Annotated in this window: 21 protein-coding genes; 6 read left to right on the forward strand and 15 right to left on the reverse strand. The window is 65.9% G+C overall.

Translation table 11 applies throughout. From position 1 onward, the window contains the following. The first annotated feature begins 3 nt into the window (after window positions 1-3). Window positions 4-801 carry a hypothetical protein gene (locus tag JD276_RS10520; RefSeq protein ID WP_200115605.1) on the forward strand — a complete coding sequence of 266 codons (798 nt, stop codon included), beginning with the start codon at window positions 4-6 and terminating at the stop codon, window positions 799-801. A gap of 19 nt (window positions 802-820) precedes the next feature. Next, window positions 821-1,867, forward strand: a complete 1,047-nt coding sequence (locus JD276_RS10525) for a MauE/DoxX family redox-associated membrane protein (protein ID WP_200115606.1) — start codon at window positions 821-823, stop codon at window positions 1,865-1,867. Between the two features lie 12 nt (window positions 1,868-1,879). On the opposite strand, the gene JD276_RS10530 is transcribed toward JD276_RS10525, so the two are convergent. After that, window positions 1,880-3,010: a DUF418 domain-containing protein gene (locus tag JD276_RS10530; protein ID WP_200115607.1), complete on the reverse strand. Its 1,131-nt coding sequence runs from the start codon at window positions 3,008-3,010 to the stop codon at window positions 1,880-1,882. Next, entirely contained in the window at window positions 3,007-3,744 is a 738-nt protein-coding gene (lepB, locus tag JD276_RS10535; RefSeq protein WP_200115608.1) for a signal peptidase I, read from the reverse strand. The genes JD276_RS10530 and lepB overlap by 4 nt, the downstream gene beginning before the upstream one ends. Window positions 3,745-4,044: 300 nt before the next feature. Between lepB and JD276_RS10540 the strand changes: the two genes are divergently transcribed. From JD276_RS10540 to JD276_RS10550, 3 genes are all read left to right on the forward strand, one after another. Beyond that, window positions 4,045-4,878, forward strand: a complete 834-nt coding sequence (locus JD276_RS10540) for an AraC family transcriptional regulator (protein ID WP_200115609.1) — start codon at window positions 4,045-4,047, stop codon at window positions 4,876-4,878. A gap of 167 nt (window positions 4,879-5,045) precedes the next feature. Next, window positions 5,046-5,516: a hypothetical protein gene (locus JD276_RS15960; protein ID WP_233615592.1), complete on the forward strand. Its 471-nt coding sequence runs from the start codon at window positions 5,046-5,048 to the stop codon at window positions 5,514-5,516. Between the two features lie 74 nt (window positions 5,517-5,590). Further along, entirely contained in the window at window positions 5,591-6,730 is a 1,140-nt protein-coding gene (locus JD276_RS10550) for a P-loop NTPase family protein (RefSeq protein WP_200115610.1), read from the forward strand. A gap of 64 nt (window positions 6,731-6,794) precedes the next feature. Here the strand turns inward: JD276_RS10550 and hemQ are convergent, their stop codons facing one another. After that, window positions 6,795-7,565, reverse strand: a complete 771-nt coding sequence (gene hemQ / locus JD276_RS10555) for a hydrogen peroxide-dependent heme synthase (RefSeq protein ID WP_200115611.1) — start codon at window positions 7,563-7,565, stop codon at window positions 6,795-6,797. A gap of 214 nt (window positions 7,566-7,779) precedes the next feature. On the opposite strand from hemQ, the gene JD276_RS10560 reads away from it, so the two are divergent. Next, the gene (locus JD276_RS10560; RefSeq protein ID WP_200115612.1) at window positions 7,780-8,667 is read left to right on the forward strand and encodes a nucleotidyltransferase family protein; all 888 of its coding nucleotides are present in this window, start codon (window positions 7,780-7,782) and stop codon (window positions 8,665-8,667) included. A gap of 47 nt (window positions 8,668-8,714) precedes the next feature. Here the strand turns inward: JD276_RS10560 and JD276_RS10565 are convergent, their stop codons facing one another. The 12 genes from JD276_RS10565 to JD276_RS10620 all read right to left on the reverse strand — a co-directional run bounded on the left by JD276_RS10565 (window position 8,715) and on the right by JD276_RS10620 (window position 22,653). Then, complete coding sequence (locus JD276_RS10565; protein WP_200115613.1) at window positions 8,715-9,809, reverse strand: glycosyltransferase family 4 protein; 1,095 nt, start codon at window positions 9,807-9,809, stop codon at window positions 8,715-8,717. A 5-nt stretch (window positions 9,810-9,814) separates the two neighbouring features. Next, window positions 9,815-11,053: a lipopolysaccharide biosynthesis protein gene (locus JD276_RS10570; protein WP_200115614.1), complete on the reverse strand. Its 1,239-nt coding sequence runs from the start codon at window positions 11,051-11,053 to the stop codon at window positions 9,815-9,817. A 33-nt stretch (window positions 11,054-11,086) separates the two neighbouring features. Next, on the reverse strand, window positions 11,087-12,217 hold the full coding sequence (locus JD276_RS10575) for a glycosyltransferase family protein (protein WP_200115615.1): 1,131 nt from the start codon (window positions 12,215-12,217) through the stop codon (window positions 11,087-11,089). Window positions 12,218-12,317: 100 nt separating this feature from the next. Continuing rightward, the gene (locus tag JD276_RS10580; RefSeq protein ID WP_200115616.1) at window positions 12,318-13,205 is read right to left on the reverse strand and encodes a glycosyltransferase family 2 protein; all 888 of its coding nucleotides are present in this window, start codon (window positions 13,203-13,205) and stop codon (window positions 12,318-12,320) included. Window positions 13,206-13,246: 41 nt separating this feature from the next. Further along, a complete protein-coding gene (locus tag JD276_RS10585) occupies window positions 13,247-14,548 on the reverse strand; it encodes an O-antigen ligase family protein (protein WP_200115617.1) in 1,302 nt (433 codons plus the stop codon). Between the two features lie 122 nt (window positions 14,549-14,670). Then, complete coding sequence (locus JD276_RS10590; RefSeq protein ID WP_200115618.1) at window positions 14,671-16,113, reverse strand: sugar transferase; 1,443 nt, start codon at window positions 16,111-16,113, stop codon at window positions 14,671-14,673. Window positions 16,114-16,392: 279 nt separating this feature from the next. Beyond that, on the reverse strand, window positions 16,393-16,722 hold the full coding sequence (locus JD276_RS10595) for a metal-sensitive transcriptional regulator (RefSeq protein WP_200115619.1): 330 nt from the start codon (window positions 16,720-16,722) through the stop codon (window positions 16,393-16,395). A 54-nt stretch (window positions 16,723-16,776) separates the two neighbouring features. Beyond that, window positions 16,777-17,733 (reverse strand): ROK family protein, encoded by a 957-nt coding sequence (locus tag JD276_RS10600; protein WP_307866535.1) that lies wholly within the window; start codon window positions 17,731-17,733, stop codon window positions 16,777-16,779. Next, window positions 17,730-19,352, reverse strand: coding sequence for a glycoside hydrolase family 3 protein (locus JD276_RS10605; protein ID WP_307866536.1), 1,623 nt, complete (start codon window positions 19,350-19,352; stop codon window positions 17,730-17,732). The genes JD276_RS10600 and JD276_RS10605 overlap by 4 nt, the downstream gene beginning before the upstream one ends. Beyond that, window positions 19,349-20,227: a carbohydrate ABC transporter permease gene (locus JD276_RS10610; protein WP_200115655.1), complete on the reverse strand. Its 879-nt coding sequence runs from the start codon at window positions 20,225-20,227 to the stop codon at window positions 19,349-19,351. The genes JD276_RS10605 and JD276_RS10610 overlap by 4 nt, the downstream gene beginning before the upstream one ends. Window positions 20,228-20,295: 68 nt before the next feature. After that, the gene (locus tag JD276_RS10615) at window positions 20,296-21,222 is read right to left on the reverse strand and encodes a carbohydrate ABC transporter permease (RefSeq protein WP_307866537.1); all 927 of its coding nucleotides are present in this window, start codon (window positions 21,220-21,222) and stop codon (window positions 20,296-20,298) included. An 84-nt stretch (window positions 21,223-21,306) separates the two neighbouring features. Beyond that, window positions 21,307-22,653 carry an extracellular solute-binding protein gene (locus tag JD276_RS10620; protein WP_200115620.1) on the reverse strand — a complete coding sequence of 449 codons (1,347 nt, stop codon included), beginning with the start codon at window positions 22,651-22,653 and terminating at the stop codon, window positions 21,307-21,309. Window positions 22,654-22,744: the final 91 nt, after the last annotated feature.

Genomic DNA, 22,744 nt, shown 5'->3' on the forward strand with positions numbered 1-22,744 from the left:
GAAATGACTGAAGAGATCAAGGGTCAGGGCCTTTCGCGCCGCACCATCGTCAAGGGCGCTGCATGGTCGATGCCCGTTCTCGCCACCGCTGTGGCTGTTCCCGCCGTCTCGGCGACGCTGGAGCCGGGCACCGATGTCCGCGTCACTGCGGTCTGCGACGGCCAGTACGATATCGCCTCGCTCGAAAGTCTGCTGAGCAATGTGAGCCTCGTTGGCCTGCCCCTCGACCTCAGCATTCTTACGGACCTCGTGAAGGCTGCTCTTGGGCTGCTGGGCTTCAACGAGGGTGCGACGAGGCGTTTCGAGATCTCTGCCGACGAGGGAACCATTCCGGCGGGAACCGAGTTCCTGCTCGCCACTAGCCCGTCGGCGCTCATCGACCTCTCACTGCTCCAGGACCTGCTCTCGGTGCAGGCGCTCTTCGTGGCGAGCGTCAACCCGGAGGGCTTCGTGCTCACCACCACCGCTCCGATCTCGACTGCCGCTGCCGTTGTTGAACTGCAGTCTCTGCTGCTCGATGCCGATGTCATCACGCAGACCTCTCTGTCGCTTCTCGGCAACGACGCTCCGTCGAACCCCGGCAACGAGGCACCCGACTTCGGGCAGATCAACACTCTCGCTGGTGCCAGCGTCGACCTCGGCACGCTCGACCTGGGTGCGGTGCTCGAGACCGTGCTCCCGGGCCCGGTCAACTCGGTCACCCGCGGTCTGATCCGTGCGATTCTCGGCCTCACGGGCGGCCTTACCGTTCTCGACGGCCTGAACCTCCGCGTGCAGCTCTGCGGCACCGCTCCGGTGTGAACCGCTAGAGTCTAGCTCTGTGTCAACAAGCCCCGTCGACTTCGCCATCGCGTCGTCGACGGGGCTTGTTGCGTTCGCACTCGTCTTGTCCGGCGCGATGAAGCTGGGGCGGAGCGCCTCCACACTCGCTGCGATGGCAGCGCTACGGGTACCTGCGGTGTTACGTCGGCGTCCTCTCGCGGCTGCACTGCCCGTCTGGGAACTGCTGCTCGCTGCTGGATTCCTGTTCGCCTCCGGCGTGGTTCGCGCCGTGACGGCTTGGCTGGCGGTCGGGACTCTGTTCGTATTCACGCTTTTCCTCGCGGGCGTGCTGAGTCGGCACGAAGAAGTCGACTGCGGCTGTTTTGGACCGCTCTCCGCCAGCGACCGAGTTACCGGTTGGTCTATTCTGCGGAATTCGATACTCACCGCCTTGGCTCTGACTGTCGCCGTGGGCGCAGCCGGACATGGCTCGTTGTTCTCTACCCTGGCCGTGGCCGATCTCGCGTTCGTGCTGGGAGTGGCTCTTTCCTGGGCAGCTGTGGCAATCCTCTTGCTGCTGTTGGCGCTGTGGAAAGCCCGCGGTGGACAGAGGTCACGCCACCAGAAGCCGGGCATTGGGGGATCTGAGAACGAAGTCGTTCCTGGTTCGATTGACATGATGACGGGCGGTGCGTCTATTGGGGATCCCATTCCTGATGTCGAAGTCGTCAGTGATACGGGCATACCGGTAGGTTTGAGGAGGCTCGGGCGCGGAGCCCCTGTGCTGCTCCTCTTTCTCTCCGCCGAGTGCAGCAGCTGTGTGAAAACAGCTGCGCGCGTGCCCCAGTGGCAAGAACAGCTCGCACCTGCAAGGATTCGTGTTCTGACTTCCTCGCGGCCCGATGTCGTGAGACATCGATTTCCCGATGCAGCCCCGTACGCGCGCTATGCTTCAAAAGCCGCTATGCGCGCTCTGGGAGTTCAAGGAGGGCCGGCTGCTGTCGTCTTGGGCGGTCTCCAGCAGCCGGTGGTCGCATCCCCGGTTGCGTATGGTCTCGAAGAGATCGAAGCTCTTGTTCGGGGAGTTCTCGAGGCCGGGAAGTAGCAGAGAAGAGACCTATACGGGTGCTCCTGTGCGCTCACGGCGACTGATATGTGTCCGCCGCGATGTCGCCCAGACCGAGCTCCAGGGGTGCCGGCCCGAGAGCGCACCGATGACGCGCTCGATGGGGCCGACGCCGAGCCACCGCCACCACGCGGCGGAGAACATCCAGCAGGCGGTAACGAGCCCGATCTGGAGCAGCCACCCTCGCGGGGGCGCGAACCAGGGCAGCGTCTCCGGGGAGGCGGTCGCGCGCACCGCGAAGAGCCACATCAGCACCAGCACGTGGAAGGCGTACACGCTGAGGGCGAGCCGCCCCTGCACGGAGAAGGGCGCGAACACGCGCCGCATCGCGGCGACCCGATCCGACGCGAGGTCGGTGAGCAGAACGATGAGCGCGAAGGCGCACAGTGCCAGCGGGGCCTCGCGCCACACCTCCACGTACCCGCCCCGAAGACCGGTTCCGGCGAGGTCGAGCGACTTCCACAGCTGCATCGGGAGAAGTGCGGCGAACGAGACCGCGAGCAGCACTGTCATCGGACGGCGATCGCTCAGCACCGTGCGACCGATCGCGATGCCGGCCAACAGCAGGGGAAGGAACGCGAGCACCTGATACCCCGGGTTGAGCGCGAGCAGGTCGAGCAGCACCGTGAGCGGCGTCCGGGGGAAGACGAGCTCGGGGCGCGACTCGGCGAGCACGCGCAGGCCGGTGACGATGCCCGGGCCCACCACCATCAGCGCAGCGGCCCAGACGAGCAGCGTGCGCACCCGGGCGAAGAGGAGCGGGATCGCGAGCAGCATCGTCACGCCCAGCGTCTGCAGCACGATGTTCACGCCCGACGGGGCGAGTTCGAGCAGGATCCCGATCCCGATGAGCGCCGCGGCCTTGACGGCGGTCTGCAGCTGATAGCGTCGTCGCGCCGATGGGTCGGCAGTCGAGGGCGCCGGCCCCGTGACGGCCACGGTCACGCCGATGATCAGGGCGAAGAGCGGCGCCGCGACGTCGTTGAGGGCGTCCTCGACGAGCTCGACCGCTTTCGGCGCCGGCCGTATGAACGGCGACGTGTGCGCGATCACCATCGCGAAGACGGCGAACCCGCGCGCCGCGTCGAGCGAGAAGAGCCGGCCCGATCCCACGGCGCTCATTCGACACCGCCCAGGCTGCCGAGGGGCCACACCCGAACCAGCACTTCGCCGATCACGTCCTCGGTACGCACCCAGCGTACGCACTCCGCGCCCGTCGGCTCCGTGCCGGCGCGGCAGTGCGACACCGCGTCCGAGCTCGCACCGCGATGATCGCCGAGCACCAGCAACCTGTCCGCGGGAACCTCGATCGGCGGGAAGCAGCGGCTCGATCGCTGCTCCGTCTCGCAGTCGAGCTCGCGCGCGACGAAGGGCAGATCCTCGAAGACGTAGGGCTCGTCCAGGGGAACACCGTCGATCATGAGGCGCCCTTCGGCGTCGCAGCACTCCACCGTCTGGCCGGGCGTGCCGATCACGCGCTTCACGATCATGTGCCGCGTTCCGGGGCCGAAGCCGAGCACGTCGCCGAGCGCCCATCGAGCTGCGTGCTTGAGGCCGTCGAGCGCGGAACTCCCGTTGGAGGTATCAGAGGATCGCGGCCACAGGTCATCCTGCGTGTGAAAGACGACGATGTCGCCGTTGTCGGGGGTGCCGTGCACCACGGGTGCGCCGTAGGCGAGACGATTGACGAAGATCCGATCCCCGATCTCGAGCGTCTGCTCCATGGAACCCGAGGGCACGCGGAAGAGCTTCACGACGAAGGCCTGCGTGAGGGCGAGGATCAGCGTGGCCGCGATCAGGTGAGTCAGGGGGTGGGACAGCGCACGTCGTACGGGGGAGCGGCGCTCCTCGGTCATACGGGTACTCCTTCACCGGCGACTGCGCGCACCTGCGTCGGTGCCGCGCTCTCGAGTGTATCCGTTGAGCGGGAGGACTTCGGCAGTCGGAGCTTCCGCCCGGAGCGCTTCCAGGGATGCCTCGGAGGGTGAAAAAGGGGGTGAAAGTTGCAGGTGTGGCGAAGCGAGTGGCGTCGGCGGTCGAAGAATGATCTCGGCGACTCCTGCGATCGCGCAGCATCTCGACCTGCACCGAGGCGGAGCGCTCGAGCGGTGGTCCGAGGCGCTGGGCGCCGGGGAAGTGCGCGGAAGGGAACGAGAATGCGTCAGGCGAAGTCGCAGAGCGCGGTATTCGGCGTGTCGGAGATTCAACTCCGCCTTCTGCCGGCCGGGCATCGCGTGCTTCTCGGGTCGCCTCATCGCCTCGATTCCCGCTCGCAGGAGCAACTGCGACTGCATGTCGTCCGGCAGGGAGAGCTGCTGATCGAGAGCAATGGAAACCGCCGTGCTCTGACGGCGGGCGACGCGGTCTTCCTGCTGTCGAGCACGCCGATCGAGTTGCGCAGCGAGACCGGATGCGAGCTGCTGACCATCGCGGTCCCGTCCGAGGTGGTCGGCGAGGCGCGGGGTGTCTGGCCTCACAGCGGGATCCAGCCGGTCTCCCAGACATCGATGCTGCTGCTGCCCGTGGCTGCGTTCGCGGCGCGCGCGCTCAGCGAAGCCGTGGGTAGCGTTTCCGGGTTCACGAGCTACTACGTCGAGCGGCTTCTGCAGGAGATGTTGCAGGGGCTGCTCGTCGACTCCTATCGGCCCGAGCACATGCCGAGCGCGCAGACGCAGTCGACGTTTCCACTCGCCATGTCGGTGATCGAGGCGCAGCACTCGGATCCCGAGTTGACCGCCGCGGCCGTCGCCGAGGAAGTGAACATCTCGCTGCGGCAACTCGAGCGGGAGTTCCGCAAGAACGGCACCACCATCCGGCAGGAACTGCGACGAGTGCGGGTCGAGCAGGCGCGGAGGATGCTCGGGGATCCGGACTACGACGGATTGAGCGTCGGTCAGATCGCACAGTTCGTCGGCTTCAGCGGAGGATCCAGCCTGGCACGCGCGATGTCGGCGACCGGAATGCCCTCGCCCTCGGCCGTGCGCTGTTGACGTCGTGAAGCGGCCCGGGGCAGGCCGGTCGCTACTCAACGCGACATCTCCAATACCGAACGCGACCGATCCTCGCTATCTGCTGTGCGTCGGCTTTTCGCCGGGGTGATATGGAGGGGCGCGCAAAGCGCTGCAGAACTCCAAGAGGAAAGGACCTCTGCGCGAACATGAACGAGAATACGCAGAACACCCCCGACGGCATCAAGCGCCGCTCCGTCGTCAAGGCCGCCGCCTGGGCCGCCCCGGTGATCGCCACCGCGGTCGCCGTACCCGCGGTCGCAGCCACCGGTGAGCCCACCGAGGAGGCCACATACGTGTACCTCGGCGGCGACAGCGGTGCGCCCGCCGGCATCTGGAACGGGGCCAACGCCCAGGGGCGGCTCGTGGAGAACGGAGAGCTCGTTCCCGGCTATCTGCCTGCGGGCACGACCATCACGCTGACGCCGAGCCCGGAGGGCGCCACGATCAGCGTGCGCAACATGGTGGGCGTCTCGGGGTTCGAGAACCCCGATGGCAGCTGGACGCTCACCGTGCTCGCCGACACCGGTCAGGTGAGCTGGCAGCACACCCTCGATATCCCCGGGACGATTGACGGCACGACGAGCCTCACGGGCTCCGGTACGTGGAGCTTCATCTGAGCGCTCCGCGCCACGGGGTGAGAGCGGGGTCCGGGTTCGCCGGGCCCCGCTCTTGCTCTGCCAAGATAGAAGACATGAACCCGGTCCCGAACGAGCTGCTCACGGCGACCGTGCAGGCGTTCGGCACTCCGGTGCGCGTGACCGCGCATGCCGAGGACGGGGCCGAGGCGCTTCTCGCCGAGGTGATCGCGCCCTGGAGCGATGCGGGCTTCCGTGCGGTGTCGCGGGCGGAGGGCGGCACGGCTGTGCCGAGCTCGGCCGATCCGGCCGATCCGGGGCAGGCGATCCCGGTCGTCGACCTCGGGAGCTTGAGCCGTGCCCATCTCGAACGCACGGGATCTCTGCTGAGCTCGCGGGTCACGCTGGCCGCGCTGGAGCACCACCGCGGCCGGCACCTGATGTTCCACGCCGCCGGGATCGCAAACGCCGAGGGGGCGGTCGTGGCGATCATCGGGCCCTCGGGGCGGGGGAAGACGACGACCGTTCGTCAGCTGGCGCAGACGTACGGCTACGTCAGCGACGAGACGATCACCATCACCCCCGACGATCGCGTGTTCCCCTACCGGAAGCCGTTGTCCGTGATCACCGAGGGGCACGCGGACAAGCTGCAGATCCCGCCCTCGGCATTGGGGTTGGCGCCGCTGCCGAAGACCGAGCTGCGCATCGCGGGCCTCGTACTGCTCGAGCGGGCGGCGGCGGGAACCGAGGAGTCGAGCGTCGAACCGCTGCCGCTCGCCGAGGGCCTGGTCGAACTGGTGCAGCAGACCAGCTACCTGGTCGAACTGTCGGATCCCCTGCGTCGCATCGCCGAGATCGCCGATGCGACCGGCGGGCTGCGACGACTCCGGGTGGGATCACCCGAGCGCATCGCAGGGGTTGCGGAGCACCTGTTCGAGAGCGGTGCGTGCGAGGCCTGGGAACAGGTGCTTCCGCTCGACGCCGAGTGCGGTGCGGCCCCCTATGCGGTGACGGGCGTCGTCGACGCCATCGAGTGCGCCGAGGGAACCGCCGTGCTCACCGCCGACCGAAGGGTGCAGGTGCTCGCCGGGGTCGGGCCGGTGCTCTGGCGCGGGATCTGCGCGGGCGAGGGTTGGGACGATCTCGAAGCGCGCATACGGGCAGAGCTGGGTGATCCGCCGAGCGGAACCCTGCGCGAGGCCATTCGGGCCGCAGGTGCGGGCCTCGTCGAGGCCGGGGTGCTGCGGGAGCGCTAGCTCGTGGCGGCTGGTGATGCGACCATCTGCTTCCGGGGCCGCTCTGACGCCACCCTCGGCGGAGTTACTGCAGCACCTCGATGATCTCCGCCGGCTCGATGCGGCGACCCGTGTAGAAAGGCGTCTCCTCGCGCACGTGCCGACGGGCGTCGACGCCGCGCAGGGCGCGCATCATGTCGACCAGCTCGGTGAGGTCGTCGGCCTCCATGGGCAACAACCACTCGTAGTCGCCCAGTGCGAATGCGGCGACCGTGTTGGCGACCACTCCCGAGAACGCGGCACCGGTGCGCCCATGGTCGGCGAGCATGCGGCTGCGCTCGGCCGGATCGAGCAGGTACCAGTCGTTCGACCGCACGAAGGGGTACACGGCAAGCCACTGCTTGGCGGGAACCCCGCGAACGAAGCCGGGCTGATGGGCCCGGTTGAACTCGGCTTCGCGATGCACGCCGACGGCGCCCCAGACGCGGATCAGCGGGCGGAGCAGCGCGGTGCGACGCAGCTCTCGTAGCGCCCACTGGAGGTCCTCGGCTGCAGAGCCGTGAAGCCAGAGCATGAGGTCGGCGTCGGCGCGCATGCCGCTGATGTCGTAGCAGCCGCGCAGGGTGACGTTCTCATTGCCGATCAGGCCGATGACGTCCTCGAACTCCCGCACGACGCCCGGCACGTCGCGGCCGTCGAGCACGATCGGATGGCTCGAGCTCACCCGGAAGACCGCGAAGAGGGTGAAGTGCTGGGGTGAACCGTTCACGGCCTCGCTCTCGTTCACGCTGATTTCCTCGGCGGTCTCTGCATGCGCGGCTGCGCTGTTGGCTGAGGTGATCTCGACGGTGCTCATACTCCTAATCGTGCCTTGGGCAAGTCGCTCAAAGCAAGGCGTGCGTCGATAGCGAAGCTCAGGAACGAGTAGAACGTGAGCTCCTGGAGTCTCTGCGATGGATGGCGGCACAGATGTCAGTAGGAGCCATCATCTGAACACTGGAGCGAGGGAGGAGTCGCGAGCTATCTGCCGCCCGACCAAAGATCTACGTGGTGTAGCGTAATCTGGGCCTATGGAGCGGGCTGAGGCTGTCGATTTCGACGTGGCATACACGCTGGTAGGGGAGCTCGCTCAGCGGCGACTGAACGAACATGGATTGCGTGTCCTCTTCATCAAAGGTCAGGTCCTTGCGAAGCAAGGGCTGCGTCCTCCCAAGACATCCTTGGACATAGATCTCTTGGTGCACCCGAACGATTTTGATCGAGTGCGTGACGTTCTCGGCGCAGACGGATGGTATCGAAAGGACGCGGCGGAGTTGCGCGTCGCCCATGAGAAGCACTCGGATACGCTGCTTCACTCGTACTGGCCGAACATGATCGATCTGCATCGATTCTGGCCGGGTTTCTTGGCGGAGAGGGGCCATATCTTCGACCTGCTGTGGGAGGAGAAGGAGAGGGGCTTCATCCAGAGCACACCAGTGCATACGACCGGCGCTGAGGTCAGTGCGCTGATGCTGGCATTGCACGATATCAGGAGTTCGGGCATCCCCAACCGTGAGGAGCGATTGGACGCCCTCGCCGCGCGGTGCGAGGCCAAATGGGGCGCAGAAGCGGGTGCCGTGCTTCACAGCAAGGCGAGTCTGCTCAGCGCAGTGCACACTGCGGCTCCGTTTCTGCAGCGTCTCGGAGTAAAGCCTGAGCAGGTGACGCCGAGCCCGGAATTGAAGGAGTGGCAGATGCAGCTGCGCCAACAAGGGCGTTCGGTCGAGGGCTGGTGGTGGCGTTTCAAGGAGGCGCCGCTGCGGGCCAAAATGGACGTCTTCCTTGACGCATCCGCCCTGAGGCCTGGCCAATTGCGCGCACTGAGACCCGAGACTCCGCCTGGCGTCCTCGCCTTCTGGAAAGCCTGGTTCACGCGACTTGTCGAAGCGGTGAAGTGGATTCGTGCGCGGAAGAAGTGAGGGGGCGTCCGTAGGACGCCGTTGAGCGACGGTTCTCCGTGAAGGGCTCAGGTAATGCGGCGATACACCGAGGAGTATGCCAGCTCGCGTTGGTGATCTGAGAACCGTTCCAAGGCGTACTCGAGTATCTGCTCGGGGGACCAACGATTCTCATCTGAGATGAGTGAGACGACGGCTGAGGCAAGAGCAGCCCCAGTGCGCTGGGTCACGATGCGGGAGGCCTCGGGAGGCGTGAAATCAAGATGTCCTCCATAGCCTGCGGTGACGACCGGGAGCCCCTGGCCTAGGGCCTCGGCTATCGCAACGCCGAATGTCTCGAAACTCGTCGGGAGAATGAATACGTGCGCTTGGCGAAGTGCTTCGGGGATCTCTTCCGGGGCGACATGCCCAGGAAGTACGAGTGCTTCGCGTAGACCCAGCTGTTCTGCTTTATGCCGCATCTCATGTTCCAACGGTCCCGTACCTATCCAGGTCAAGGTGGCTGCGACTCCGAGCCGACGCAGCTCGTTCAGGGTGTCGATGGACTCTAACGGCCCCTTGTGGTGGAGCATGCTTCCGACGGCGACGAGTCTCAGAGGCGCTTCCCCTCGCGCCTCCGGCACCTGTGGGAGATGGCCGTGAGTACCGAGCGGTACATGATTCGGGATAACTTCGACCCGAGCGCCCGTATAGCGCTCGGCCGCATTCGCAAGGGTCTCCCCGACCGCTACCACGGCGTCCGGCCGGGATAGTGAGGAACGATACAGTGCGAGCCCGATGCGCTTCTTTATGGGAAGGGAGCGTCGGATCAGAGCCGACCAGTGCTCGGTATGCACCCAGGGTACACGGGGACGTGCGAGGCGGACCGGCATGAGTGCGTGCATAGCCATAGAGTGCACCGCGTCTGCCTCCTGAAGCAGCTCTCGTACTGAAGAGACTGCCTTCAGCAGGGAGACCGGATTCATAGGATCGAACCGTTGCCTGATCAACGTCGCACCGGAATCAAGTGGCATCCTCAAAGGCTCATCGGCGCCCAGATCTCCGTGCTCCGCGAGGTGCAGGACCGTGACCTCGTGATTCGTTTGCAGCAGGTCGACGTCGCGTTTGACGAAGATACCCGCTGCGGGCTTCAGGAGACTCGGGAACCAGGGAGTGACCACCACAATTCTCATTTTTTACCTACGATCCAGAATCCGTATAACCAGGTGACGATATATGTGAACGTCAGGGCCGAGTAGATGAGCCACAGAGCGGTTGTGAGATCATGCTCGTATGAGACGGTGGCCCAGATCGCCGCACCCATTGCGCAGACGCGGAGGATGTCCAGCAGGGTCACGGCGAGCGACTGCTGCAGCACGACCAGGAATTTACTGAGGGGGCTGACGAGCAGGCGCACCCCAGCGTTGACAGCGATGATCTGAACCATGACCCCGGCGAGATCCCAATCCGATCCGAAGGCCCACGGTACAAGAACCCCGCCCAGAGCCGATCCCCCTGCTGCTACAGCTATGCCGGCTAGGGAGAGGAGGAGGCTGAACCTCAGATAGGTCGATCTCAGGCCCCCGCCTCCTTCGCGCGTGTGTTTCGCGACCTCGGCTTCGATCACCTGTCCCACAGTCGTGCCCACGAGAGTGACGGGGATGGCAACGGCCCTCTCTGCTATTCCGAGCTGGCCTCCTGCCGCGACGCCGAAGTACGCGGTCACGAAGATGAGTGGAGCCTGCAACCCGAGAGTGTTGAGCAGTGCGGAGGGGGCGAATACAGCCGGGAACCTCCAGTACCGTCGCAAAGCGGGGCGGAGCTGACGCAGATCCGGGAACGCCGAGAGGTCGCGTGTGGAACGGACCATACTCGCGATACCCACGAGTTGACCGATCAGGCCGCCGAAGAGGAGACCTCCCGAGATCCTGCTGGGGCCGACGCCCATTGCGGCCTGTGAAGCTGTAGAGACTGAGGCGCGTAGAAAGGAGCGCCTCGCTACGAGACCGTACTGTCTCTTGCGTAAGGAAAGCTGGCTGAACAAGCCGAAGAGGGCGCCCGATAACGTGAAGGCTCCGACCCATACTGCGAGGAAGGGATACTCGTGCAGGCCGAACATCTCCAGCTCTGAGAAGACGTGCAAGCTGATCGCGAAGAGGACGGAGACAAGAAGGGCGGAGGAGAGTGAAAGCCAGACAAGGGCGCGAACCTGATGGGTGGACGTCGGAAGCATGGCGGCCGCGTCCAGCCTGAAGGTCGCGACTGAGATGGCGACGCCCGCCAAGGCGACAATGAAGGAGTAGTGGCCGAACTCGTCAGGAGAGTACAGTCGTGACAGGACTGGCAGGCCGGCCAGGGTAATGAACTGTCCGCCCACAGTGCCGGTCATCAGATAGACGATTCCTCGTCCGGCGCCGTGTTTTCTCACATCAATCCTTACACCCGTGCTTCGGTTGTCCGCTTACGTGTTACGCCCGAGCCGGCGTTCCTCGTCGACCGGTTGCAGCAGTTCCTCGGCCACCTGGCCCGCACGGGCTTCCCAAGTATGCTCCTTGCCCACGATCTCACATCGACGGTGCTTGGCCTGCAACAAGGACGGTTCCGCTGTCAGCCTCTCTAACAGCGCCGTCAGCGCGCCCGCGTCATAAGGGATGGCCCAGCCGATGTCGTTCTGCTCGACGAAATCTCCGGCGAGGCTCCCCTTCGTCGCGATAATGGGCTTTCCGTGGCCCAGGTACTCGTAGAGTTTCATAGGAGCTGCGAACTCGCGGTACTCCGCCGGTTCCATGAGAAGCGCACCGAGATGGGCGTCGGCGTAGAGACCCTCGAGTTCGGATCCCGATCTGTGTACGACAGTTGTGGAGTCGCCCAGAACCTCCTTGTAGAGCGGAGCGTCTTCTCGCCATTCGCTTTCCCGGGTACATATCGTGAGTCGTGCTCCGGGAGCCGCCTCCACACCCCTGACGGTCTCCTCCATGCGGTAGTAGCCGCCTGTGCCGCCCACGTAGAAGATCGATAACCCGGTGGAAGGGAAGGGCGTGTCGACCTGGTCGGAACCGGGGGGAAGCGGCGCGGCCTGCCGTTGATTTGCTCGGGGGAGGTAGCCAGCCATTCGCATTGAGGGCAAGTAGAGTTTGTCGACAGCGGTCTCGTAAGCGCGCAGGTCCGCGACATACCGTGAACGACGAATCCTTCTTTTCAGCAAGGATAATGGGCCGGCAGGACCGCTCTGGAACTGCCAGTAGATATCCCGATAGAAGAGGCCCACCGGAATCCCCGCTTCGCGGCAGAACTGCAAGAACCTCACATCTCGAGTGAAACTGGTCGCCAAAGTCAGCGGTTCTCCGAAGCCTGTAGGGGCTGTCATGGCCTCTGAATAGACAAACCCGACATTCAGACCATTCCCGATCCTGCGCTTGGTCTCTGTGATCAGTTTTCGTCGCGCGGAGTGAGTACCGGAGATCTCGACCACGTCGAAGCCGATCTCCTCGAAAGCGCGCCGCATCTTGACCGGACGGATACCGCTGGCGCTACCCGCTTGTGGGTTCAGTTCGAATGGAACGTGAAAGATCATGATGGGGCGGTGGCTCATATTGGTCCTAGCCGTTCGGTTCCGACGATGTTGAGACGCGAGATCTGATGCGTCTACCGGGGGTCTCCGCGGCTTCTCGAAGCGGGGTGTCCTCGGCTCTTCAGCGTTGCTTGGTCATGCGTTTGTTGATGAATGCTCTCGGAACGATCCCGACGAAGCCCAGGGTGAGGCATTGGATCGACGGGAACCGTCGGGCTCGAGCCATGGCGGCGAGAGACCTGAGGACCCCGGAGGGAGACCGAGCCTGAAGCGCGTATCGAAGGACCTGTCCGGCTAGGAAATCGACAAGCACTTCGGGCGCCCAAGCCCCTCTGCGCGACTCAGCCCACGCAAGTGAGGCGCGCCAGTCGGGTGCAGAGGAGATGGAGCCTTCGGAGCCGGTCCACACGATGGCCGAAGCCTGAGGGAGCTGGAGGACCGTAGCGCCCTGCCGCTCCATCCTGTCGACCCAATCCCAGTCCTGGTGCCTCGAAAGCGTCTCGTCCCATTTCACTCGCCGTGCCAACTCGGTGGAGACGATCAGTGTGATCCCGAAGATCACAGGCCGACCGACTGTAGCGCTTCGTTTGCGGAACAGATACTCGGCGTATGTCTGTGTCGCTTGCTTCACCCGTGTCGGGACCGGGGGGCTCGCCGTTCCAGTGTTGGCGTTTCGGTACACGGCTTGAGTGCCGATGACCTCAGCCCCCGTTGCCGCGAACTCAGGCATCTGAGCCGAGAGCTTCCAGGACAACCACTCGTCATCGTCGTCGAGAAGCGCGACATAGGGGTGAGTCGAATGCGCAATTCCTAAATTGCGCGCAGCGCCGGCTCGTTTACCGCCGCCGGTGTACAAGACTACGTCTGCGCCCTCCAACAGCTCCTCGTCTACTGTGCCCTCTGGCCTGTCCGCCACGACGATGACCTCTATCTGCCCTTGATAGTCCTGACGTCGTACGGAGTCGAGCGCGCGTGCGAGCTCCGGACGCCCAACTGTCGGGATCACCACGGTGACCCCGGGGTGGCTGCGGAAAGACGGTGAGGAACTGGTCATTTTTGGAGCTCGGCTAGGTTGCGACTGGTGTCCGTATCGAGGGTGTTCTCGTAAGGAGCTGGGCGGCTGACGGACATGATCATCAGCGGGATCCAGCTGGTGCCGTCCACGGCGATGGGGTTCCACACCACTTCGAGCAAACCCAGCGTCATGATCACGATACCGAGGACGAGAGGAGTGGAGAGACCTCCCGACTGCTTGGCGGTGACGATGAGTGATTGGCTGAGCCAGAAGAACAACAGGACAAGACCCACGATGCCGCCGGAGAATGCGATGAAGACATACAGGCTGTGAGGGAAGTGACTGGGGAGAAGGCCGAGCTGCTGGAAGTAACTCCAACGATCGATGCCTTGTCCTATCAGCGGCTCTTCTCGGAGTACACGGATTGCGCTGATCCAGACGCTTCCACGGTTGCTGAAATCCTCCGGGGAAGCTGTGAGAGCAAAGTACGATGCCGTGGAGATGAACAGCAGAGGTGTGAAGAAGAGAGTCGTCTGAGCGAGAAGCGAGGGGCCTTTGCGGCGGGGGAACTTGAAGAGCTTCTTCCCGATGGCAGCAAGTATCACCACTGCCAGGCCTGCGATCAGAGCATACTGTGCGGTGCGTGACTCGGTGGCGAGGAGCCATGCCGCGGTCAATGCCAAGAAGTGCAGAGAATTCTTCATGCCGAAGGTCGACAGGTACAGCACCAGTACCAGAGCGACCTGTTGAGACAGATAGTTCTCGGAGGTGTAGGCCCCGGTCAGCATGCCTCCGAAAGCTCCACATTTGAAGTCGTCGCAGGGCCGCCATGCCTCGCCGATGAAGGGAAGCATGAGGCCCGGAATCGTCAGGGCGAACGCTGCGACCACTGCAAGCATCTCACGGCTGATCGGGGAGCGGCGCCAGACCGCGAGTAGGGCTATCCATAGTGCTCCGGGCGCGAGCCTGATGAGCAGCTCCCCCATGCTGCTGGAGGAGGCGTTCTGCACGGTGTTCACGGCGAAGAGCCATGCCCAGAAGACGAGGATGAGGAACAGGGGGAGCAGGGAGGCTGTCGTGCTGCTTCTCAAGGGGGGAGCGGTCAACGAGACGAAGATCAGCGCAAGGAAAAGTCCCGCGTAGAGCAGCTTGAAGGCGGGCACATCGGTGAGGGCCCTCGTGTCCCCGAGCATCCCACCGGCGATGAGCGTCAGCAATGCAAGGGAGAGCCAACGGCTGTGCACATCTCGAACCAGAGCGGTGAGCTGGGGTAGGAGCTTGAAGAATGAGATCAACGAAAGCCCGGCTATGCCGAACTCAACCAGTGTGTGTGTCATGGGGATTGCGGCTCAACGTCAACTTCTGCTCATTCGATGGAGGACGGCTAACGAGTAGCCACTGACTGGGCGTGTATTCAAGATAATTTACCAGCGTCTGTTCACATCCAGAGGGGCAGGCATCAGTGTGCACCATCGGAGGTGATCACTGCCCGAGCGGTCCGGAGGAGGAGGATCAGGTCTCCGGTCATCGACCAGTTCTCGACATAGTAGAGGTCGAGTCGGATCGCATCCTCCCACTCGAGATTGCTGCGCCCGCTCACCTGCCACAGGCCGGTGATCCCTGGTTTCACGAAGAGACGTCGATGGTCGTATCGCTTGTAGAGATCGACCTCGGCGTCTCTCTGAGGGCGCGGGCCCACCAGGCTCATGGTTCCGAGGAACACGTTGAACAACTGGGGCAGCTCGTCGAGCGAGTAGCGCCGGATGAACCTGCCAACGGGCGTGATCCGAGGGTCGTTGTTGATCTTGTGCAGCGGCTTGTCCGCTGTTCCTTGTCGATCGAGCAGTGACTGCAGCTGGTCATCCGCGTTTTGCACCATCGAACGGAACTTGAACATGTGGAAGCGTTGTCCGCGCAGACCCACGCGCTCCTGGCTGTAGAAGACGGGCCCGCTGCTGGTGGTCTTCACGGCGATGCCCACGGCGAACATGACGGGGGAGAGCAGCAGAATCAGCAGAGCCGACCCGATGAGATCGAACATGCGTTTGGCGAAGTACTTGCGGCCGGTGAAGGCCGGGTACTCCACATGAATGAGAGGCAGGTCGGCCACGGGACGCATATGAATACGCGGGCCGGCAATGTCGGTGAGCGACGCCGCAACGATGAGGTCGATGCCGCGCGACTCCAGTTCCCAGCCGATGTGCTTCAGCTGCTCAGGCGTGATGGTGTCTGCGGCGGTGACGATCAGCGTGTCGACCTGATGTTCGTCGATGCAGTCGATAAGCCCGTCGTAGTCGCTGAGCACTTTGACGCCTTGCGCGAGATCCTGTGAGGAACCGTGCTCAGTCACCGCCCCTACGAGGTCAAAGCCGGCGTAGCGGCTGCGCAGAATCTGCCCGGTCACGTGCTGAACCTTTACGCGCTCGCCCATGACGAGCGTGCGATAGGAGTTGAATCCACGCTGTCGCCGTCGGTGCAGACGTTTACGCCAGGCCCATCTCACGACGATAAGGGCCAGGAGGCCTGCGGGAAGTGCGAAGAGCAGGTAACCTCTGCCGATCGGCGACTTGAGTGCGAACGCGAGGATCGCCATGACCCCGAATGTCGCGAAGGTGGCGTTGATGATGCGCTTGTACTCGTCCGGGCCGCTCCCGAATACCTTCGGATGGCGAGTGTCGAAGAGGCTGAGAGCAGCCAGCCAGCCGAGTATGAGCACTCCGGACAGGATCGTGTAGCTGATCTGGATGTTGCTCTCAGCAGTGGGAGAGAACTCCAGTTCCTCCGTGGCGAGCCCGGATCGCATGACCTGTGAGGCAACCACGGAGGCGACGACGACGACGATGTCCGTGGCTATCAGCTTTCGGGCATAGCGTCGCTCCCAAGCGGGCGCACTCACAGCCATGGCACCGCCCTCAAGGGGAGACACATCCGGTCGTGGGGGCGCTCATGCCGGTGTCGACACACGAAAAGTGCCCCCGTCCCCCATAGTTGTCTCGCCGCGACCTGTCAGTTCGCTGTGCGTGTTGATCTCCGAGGATATTCTTGCATGGAACCGGGGTAGTGAATTCGCTTCCCTTGTCTTCTGCGGAAAACGTCGCCTCGGGTGCAGGAATCGTCGCATCGGGTGGCGGAGGCCCGGAGGATCAGGACAACTCCGCACGCCTCGCCTCAGCGCCTCGCGTCACCGCACGAGGCGGGCGATCGCGTCCGATGCCTCCTTCAGCTTCGTCTCCGCCACCTCGCCGCCGTCGCGGGCGGCCTGCGCCACGCAGTGGCTGAGGTGGTCGTCGAGCAGGGCGAGCGCCACACGCTCGAGCGCCTTCGTCGCCGCCGATACCTGGGTGAGGATGTCGATGCAGTACTCGTCCTGCTCCACCATGCGCTGCACGCCGCGCACCTGCCCCTCGGCCCGGCGCAGACGCTTGAGCAGGTCGTCCTTGTGGTCGATGTAGCCGTGCGCGTGCGCAGATGGTGCGGCGAGATCCTCGACGTGGAGCTGCGTGTCTGTCATGCGATAATGATACACCCCGAGGGGGTATGTGGTAAGGGGTGCCGCCGGGATCCCTCACCGCTCGCCGGCGAAGGCGGCACCCACGGCGGCGGCCGGCGAGTCCGCCGCGAGCATCCGCACCCGCTCGCTCAGCCCGAGTGCGGCCAGGAACGGCGATCCGGCAGCCCAGCCGTCGAGCTTCGACCTGAGGCCGTCCTCCAGCGGCGCACCCAGCAGGCGCAGCCCACCGCCGACCACCACCGTCTCGGGATCCACCGACAGCGCCAGGAGCCGCACGCACGCGGCAGCGCCCGCGACCAGGTGCTCGAACGCCGCCCTCGCCTCGTCGTCGCCCTCGGCGATCGCCGCGAGGATCCGTCGCCCCGGGTGATCCCCGCCGGCCGGCCAACTGCTCCGCAGCGCCGATCCGCTCGCCACCGTCTCGAGGCACCCGCGCTGCCCGCAGGGGCACGGTCGCCCCAGCGGGTCCACCGGCAGATGCCCGATCTCGCCGGCCACCCCGCGCGCGCCGCGCCATGGCCGACCGTCGACGACGATGCCCGCGGCCAGACCGGTACCCAGGTTCAGGTAGGCCATCGTGCCGGTCAGGCCCATGAGGTGGGCGGCGCCGAGCGCAGCCGCCGTCACGTCGTTGTCGATCGACACCGGCAGCCCGGTGCGCTCGGCGAGCGCGGGGCCGAGCGCCAGCGACGTCACACCGAGGTTCACGGCGTGACTCACCAGCCCGCCCTCGCGGTCGACCTGGCCCGGTATGCCGACGCCCACCGAGACGAACTCGCCGATGCGGCGCCCGGTGCGCTCAGCGAGCGCCGCCACCACGGTCTCGGACGTCGCCACGACGGCGTCCGCGCCGCGCACCGTCGGCACCGTGACGCTCGACTCGATGCGCCCCTCCGCGTCGAGGGCCACGGCCTCCGTCTTGGTGCCGCCGATGTCGATGCCGATGCGCCCCTCGAGCCCCCGTCCGAGCGGTTCCTCGGAACGCGGCCCGGCCACGAGGTCCGCGATCACAGCCCCGGCCCCTCGATCAGCGCGAGCAGCGCCTCCCCGACGAGGCGCGAGGCGCCGTGCGTCGCGACGTCCGCGAGGCCCCTTTCGGCGTCGGGCCAGCCCATCTCTACGACGAGCGTCGGCACGCCCTCGTCGTGCAGACTCTCGATGCCGTCGTGGGCGAACTCGTGCCGATGCAGATCGCGGCCGATCACGATCACACCCCTGGAGGAGGCATCTGCAGGCAGGCCGAGCGTCCACGGCATCGGCGAGACCTCGTCCGTCGAGGTGCCGGGGCGCGCGAGGAACCGCGCGGCCGCTCCGCTCTCGCCGGTCTTCGCGTGCACTGCCGCGGCGAACGGCCCCCACGGCACCGCTCCGACGGCCATGTTCGCCTCCGCCTCCACGCGCAGCACGGCCGCTCGAGGGTGCTCGCCCAGCCATCGCCGGGCAGGCTCGACGCCGTCGAAACTCGCGACGATCCTGGCGAGCTCCTCGGTGCCGCCCCAGGGGGCCGAGGGCACGGGAGCAGTGCTCGCGGCAGCCGGGCCCGGCTGAGCAGCGCCGGCAGGAGCATCGCCCGCCAGAGCCGCGTTGGCCGCAGCAGCACCCGCCAGCGCGGCCGCGAGCTCCCGCACCCGCGCTGCGGCCTCGCGCACGCGCGTCTCCGGCAGCCTCCCCTCCGACACCGCCGCCGCGATGCGATCCTCGATCTCTCGCAGCTGCCCGGGGGTCGTGCCGATGCCGATGCACAGCAGATCGCAGCCCGCCGCGAGTGCGCGCACGGCGGCCTCCGGGATGCCGCTCTCTCCGCTCGCCCCCGCCATGTCGAGCGCGTCGGTGACGATCGCGCCCGAGAAGCCGAGCCCACCGCGCAGCATTCCCTGCAGGATCGCCGGGCTGAAGGTCGCCGGCGCTTCCGCGTCGATCTGCGGCAGCAGGATGTGCGAGGTCATGACGGCTCGCGCACCGGCCTCCACGGCGGCGCGGAAGGGTGGCAGGTCGCGCCGCTCGATCAGCTCGGACGGCGCGTCGACGGCGGGCAGCGCCAGATGCGAATCCTGCGCCGTGTCGCCGTGACCGGGGAAGTGCTTGGGGCAGGCCGCGACACCCGCGGCCTGCGCGCCGCGCACCCACGCCGCCACGTGACGGGCCGCGAGATCGGGATCCGCGCCGAAGCTTCTCGTGCCGATCACCGGGTTCGCCGGGTTGGAGTTCACATCCGCATCGGGGCCGAGCACCAGATTGAAACCGGACGCCAGCACGTCTCGCGCGACGGCGGCGCCGACCCGCTCCGTGTACGCCTCGTCGTCGATGCGACCCAGCACGGCCGCCCCCGGATACGGCGCTCCCGAGCGGTAGTGCAGCCGGGTGACCTCGCCGCCCTCCTCGTCGATCGCGATCAGGGCGTCGGAGCGGGTGCGACGCAGCGCCTCGCCGAGCTCTCGCAGCTGCCGGGCGTCGCGCACGTTGTCGCCGTACACGCACACCGAGATGAGGCCCTCGCCGAGCGCTCCCTCGATCCAGGCGGGCACCGTGTGCCCCGTGAAGCCCGGCATCAGGGTCGCGCGGATGTCGAGATGCAGGCGCTCGGGCTCACCCGGTGCGTCGGCGCGCGGAACCCTCTGCGTCGCGTTCACCCCTTCACCGCCCCGCTCACGAGCCCGCTCGTCATGCGCCCCTGCACGAACATGAAGAACACGATGACCGGCACCGCGACGAGCGTCGAGGCCGCCATCACCTCGCCCCAGTCGATCGAGCGCGAGGCCGACTGCTGGATGAAGCCCCGCAGCCACAGGGGCAGGGTCTGGGATCCCGAATCCTGCAGGATCACGAGCGCGACCGTGAACTCGTTCCAGGCCTGCAGGAAGGCGTACACCCCGCTCGCCACGAGGCCGGGCGCCAGCAGCGGCAGCGTGATCCTGAGGAACGCCTGCGTGCGGCTGAGCCCGTCGACCATCGCCGCCTCCTCGAGGTCGGCCGGCACGCCGGCGACGAAGCCGCGCAGCATCCAGATCGTGAACGGCACTACCGCGGCGATGTAGATGATGCTCACGCCGACCACCGAGTTCAGCAGGTTCAGCGAACCCATCAGCTTGTACTGCGCGATGAACATGCCCTCCGCCGGCAGCATCTGGATGAACAGCACCGCGAGCACGAAGCTGCGACGGCCCCGGAAGCGGAAGCGGCTGAGCGCGAGCGCCGCGAGGAAGGCGAACAGCAGACAGCACACGACCGCGATGCCCGCCACCGCGACGCTCATGCCGAGGGCGCGGAAGAAGGAGCCGTCGGCGAACACCGAGGCGAAGTTCCTGAGGGATCCGCCGAAGGGCAGCAGCGTCGGCGTCGTGCGCTCGAGCGTGACGTTCGGCAGCAGCGATGAGTTCAGCATCCAGTAGACCGGGAAGACCCAGGCGAGCGCCACGACGATGCCGAGGGCGCCGAGCAGGATCCTGACCGGCCGTCTGCCGATGCTGCGGCCGCGGCGGCGGACGACGCCGATCGGGGCCGTCATCTGCTCGGTCGCGGGGGCCGTGCGGGGCGCCGGGGCGCCACCGGTGGCCGCGGGAATCGAGGGAGCGGTCATCGCACCTCATCCTCCTTGAGTAGGTTGCGCACGTAGGCCCAGCTCAGGGCGATGGTGAGCAGCAGCACGAAGATCGACATGGCGCTCGCCATCGCGAAGTCGCTCGAGCCGACGCCGAGCTGGTAGATGTACGTGCCGAGCACGTCGGTCTGGCTCGCGATCGAGCCGCGATCCTGCAGCAGCTTGATCTGGGTGAACACGCGCAGATCCCAGATGATCTGCAGCAGCATCACGATCCCGAGCACCGGCTTCACCACCGGCAGGATGATGAGGCGCAGACGCTGCCACGGGCTCGCGCCGTCCATCTGCGCCGCCTCGAGCACCTCGCCCGGCACCTGCGTGAGGCCCGCGTAGACCGAGAACGCCACGAACGGCACGCTCATCCAGACGACGACGATCAGCGCCACCGCGAAGAACGACAGCGGGTGCTGCAGCCAGTTGTGCCCCTGCATCGGCAGGCCGACGCCGCTCAGCATCCAGTTGACGAGGCCGCGCCGCCAGTCGAAGATCCAGTTCCAGATCGTCATCGCCGCCACCACGGGAGTCGCCCAGGCGAGCAGCAGCGAGATCTGCATGGTGATCCGGATCGCCGGCGGAGTCGCCTGCATCAGCAGCGCGATCCCGATGCCGACCGCCATCGTCACCGCGGCCGTCACCAGGCAGAACGCCACCGAGCGGGCGACCACCAGCCAGGTGGTGGGCGAGGTGAAGAGCTCGACGTAGTTCGCGAACCACACGAACTCGGGCGGCTGGCCGAACTGCTGGGCCAGCCCGAACGACTGCATCGACGTGATCAGCTGCCAGAAGATCGGGTAGCCGAGCGCGAGCAGCACGATCAGCGTCGCGGGCAGCAGCAGCGCGTACGGAGTGATGCGGAAGCGCCGTCTCGGGGCAGTGAGCTCGCTCGGAGCGGTGCGGGCCACGGTGTCTCGTTTCGTCGGGGCGGAGGGGTGCCGTTCGGGGAGCGGGCGGTCGGCTGAGGGGGCGGCCGGGCCGCCCCCTCAGGCCTACTTCTGGTTCAGCAGCGGATCGAGCTTGGCGTTCGTGTCCTTCGCCAGCTGCTCGAGGTCGTCGGCGTCGCGGATCTGGGCGAAGAACTCCTCCATGATGTTCTTGGCCTCGACCGAGGCCCAGCCCGGAGCGGCGGGAGTCAGCTTCGAGTTCGACGCCGACTCCACGAGCGCCTGCGCGAACTGGTCGTCGCCGAGCGAATCGGTGTAGTTCTGGTTCGCCGGGCCCAGGCCGTTCTCGCCGAGCATCGTCTGGTACTCCTCCGAGTAGATGATGCGCAGCAGCTCCTTGGCGAGCTCCGGCTCCTTCGACTTCGCGGAGATGCCGATGTTGGATCCGCCGGCGAAGACCGGGGCTGGCTCGCCGTCGACGCCGGGCAGCACGAAGGTGCCGAAGACGTCGTCGTTCCACTCGCGCGCGGGCTCGCCGTCCTCTCCCTCGACGAGGTCTCCGATCGACCAGTGGGCCCAGCCCGGGGCCATGATGGTGCCAGCCGCCAGCGAGAGATCCTCGGTGACGTTGCCCGCCTCGTCCTTCACCTGATCCGAGTCGTTCAGGAACTGGTACTGGTTCGCGTCCTTCGCGTCGTTCGGCGCGTGGGAGGCGGTGCGGTAGATCTGCTGCAGCTGCTCCAGCCCCGCGAGCGACTCGGGGGAGTCGAGGGTCGCGACCCACTCGCCGTCCTGGAACTCGGCGATCTCGCCACCGTTCGCGAAGATCCACGAGATCCCGTCGCGCCAGTCCTGGCCGCCCAAGTAGAAGCCGGAGAAGTTGTCGATGCCCTTCGGGTTCGTCTCGGCGATCTTCGTGACCGCCGCGTTGAACTCCTCGAGGGTGGTCGGCAACTGAGCGCCGGCCGCCTCCCAGACGTCCTTGCGGTAGAACACGTAGCGCGAGCCGAAGTAGTAGGGCAGCGTGTAGTTCTTGCTCTCGACGGCTCCCGCCTCGACGAACGACTGGAGCAGGTCATCGCCGCCCAGCTCGTCGTACATGTCGCTGATGTCGAGGAACGCGCCGACGTTGGTGAAGGTGGGCGACTGCGTGTTGCCGATCTCCGTCACGTCGGGGGTGTTGTTCTCGTCGGGCAGCGCCGTCGTCAGCTTGGTCACGACGTCGCCCCAGCCCTGCTCCTCGATCTTGAGCGTCGCGCCGGTCTGCTCCGCGAACTCCTCCGCGAGGTAGTCGCGCAGCGTGTCGGGGGTGTCTCCGCCGATCACCCACATGGTGATCGTCTTGCCCTCGCCGTCGACCTCCTCGCCGCCCTGCGCGCCCTGTGCGCAGGAGGTGAGCAGCAGAGTCGAAGCCATGGCCGCAGCGGCGAGGCCCGTGAGCTTTCTCTTCATGGTGTGTTCCTTTCGGTGCGAGTCCCGGCCTGCGCCGGGCTCCTGATCTTCTGTTCCGTCGGTGGTTTCGAGTGGTCGTGAAGTCTGGTCG

The organism is Leucobacter chromiisoli (genome assembly GCF_016522505.1).
Taxonomy (GTDB): Bacteria; Actinomycetota; Actinomycetes; order Actinomycetales; family Microbacteriaceae; genus Leucobacter; species Leucobacter chromiisoli.

Coding starts and splice junctions, on each gene's coding strand:
- JD276_RS10575 (WP_200115615.1), bottom strand. CDS start 12,217: ATGAGCCACCGCCCCATCATGATCTTTCACGTTCCATTCGAACTGAAC.
- hemQ (WP_200115611.1), bottom strand. CDS start 7,565: ATGAGCACCGTCGAGATCACCTCAGCCAACAGCGCAGCCGCGCATGCA.
- JD276_RS10585 (WP_200115617.1), bottom strand. CDS start 14,548: ATGACACACACACTGGTTGAGTTCGGCATAGCCGGGCTTTCGTTGATC.
- JD276_RS15960 (WP_233615592.1), top strand. CDS start 5,046: ATGAACGAGAATACGCAGAACACCCCCGACGGCATCAAGCGCCGCTCC.
- lepB (WP_200115608.1), bottom strand. CDS start 3,744: ATGACCGAGGAGCGCCGCTCCCCCGTACGACGTGCGCTGTCCCACCCC.
- JD276_RS10620 (WP_200115620.1), bottom strand. CDS start 22,653: ATGAAGAGAAAGCTCACGGGCCTCGCCGCTGCGGCCATGGCTTCGACT.
- JD276_RS10520 (WP_200115605.1), top strand. CDS start 4: ATGACTGAAGAGATCAAGGGTCAGGGCCTTTCGCGCCGCACCATCGTC.
- JD276_RS10550 (WP_200115610.1), top strand. CDS start 5,591: ATGAACCCGGTCCCGAACGAGCTGCTCACGGCGACCGTGCAGGCGTTC.
- JD276_RS10595 (WP_200115619.1), bottom strand. CDS start 16,722: ATGACAGACACGCAGCTCCACGTCGAGGATCTCGCCGCACCATCTGCG.
- JD276_RS10530 (WP_200115607.1), bottom strand. CDS start 3,010: ATGAGCGCCGTGGGATCGGGCCGGCTCTTCTCGCTCGACGCGGCGCGC.
- JD276_RS10540 (WP_200115609.1), top strand. CDS start 4,045: ATGCGTCAGGCGAAGTCGCAGAGCGCGGTATTCGGCGTGTCGGAGATT.
- JD276_RS10590 (WP_200115618.1), bottom strand. CDS start 16,113: ATGGCTGTGAGTGCGCCCGCTTGGGAGCGACGCTATGCCCGAAAGCTG.
- JD276_RS10610 (WP_200115655.1), bottom strand. CDS start 20,227: ATGACGGCCCCGATCGGCGTCGTCCGCCGCCGCGGCCGCAGCATCGGC.
- JD276_RS10560 (WP_200115612.1), top strand. CDS start 7,780: ATGGAGCGGGCTGAGGCTGTCGATTTCGACGTGGCATACACGCTGGTA.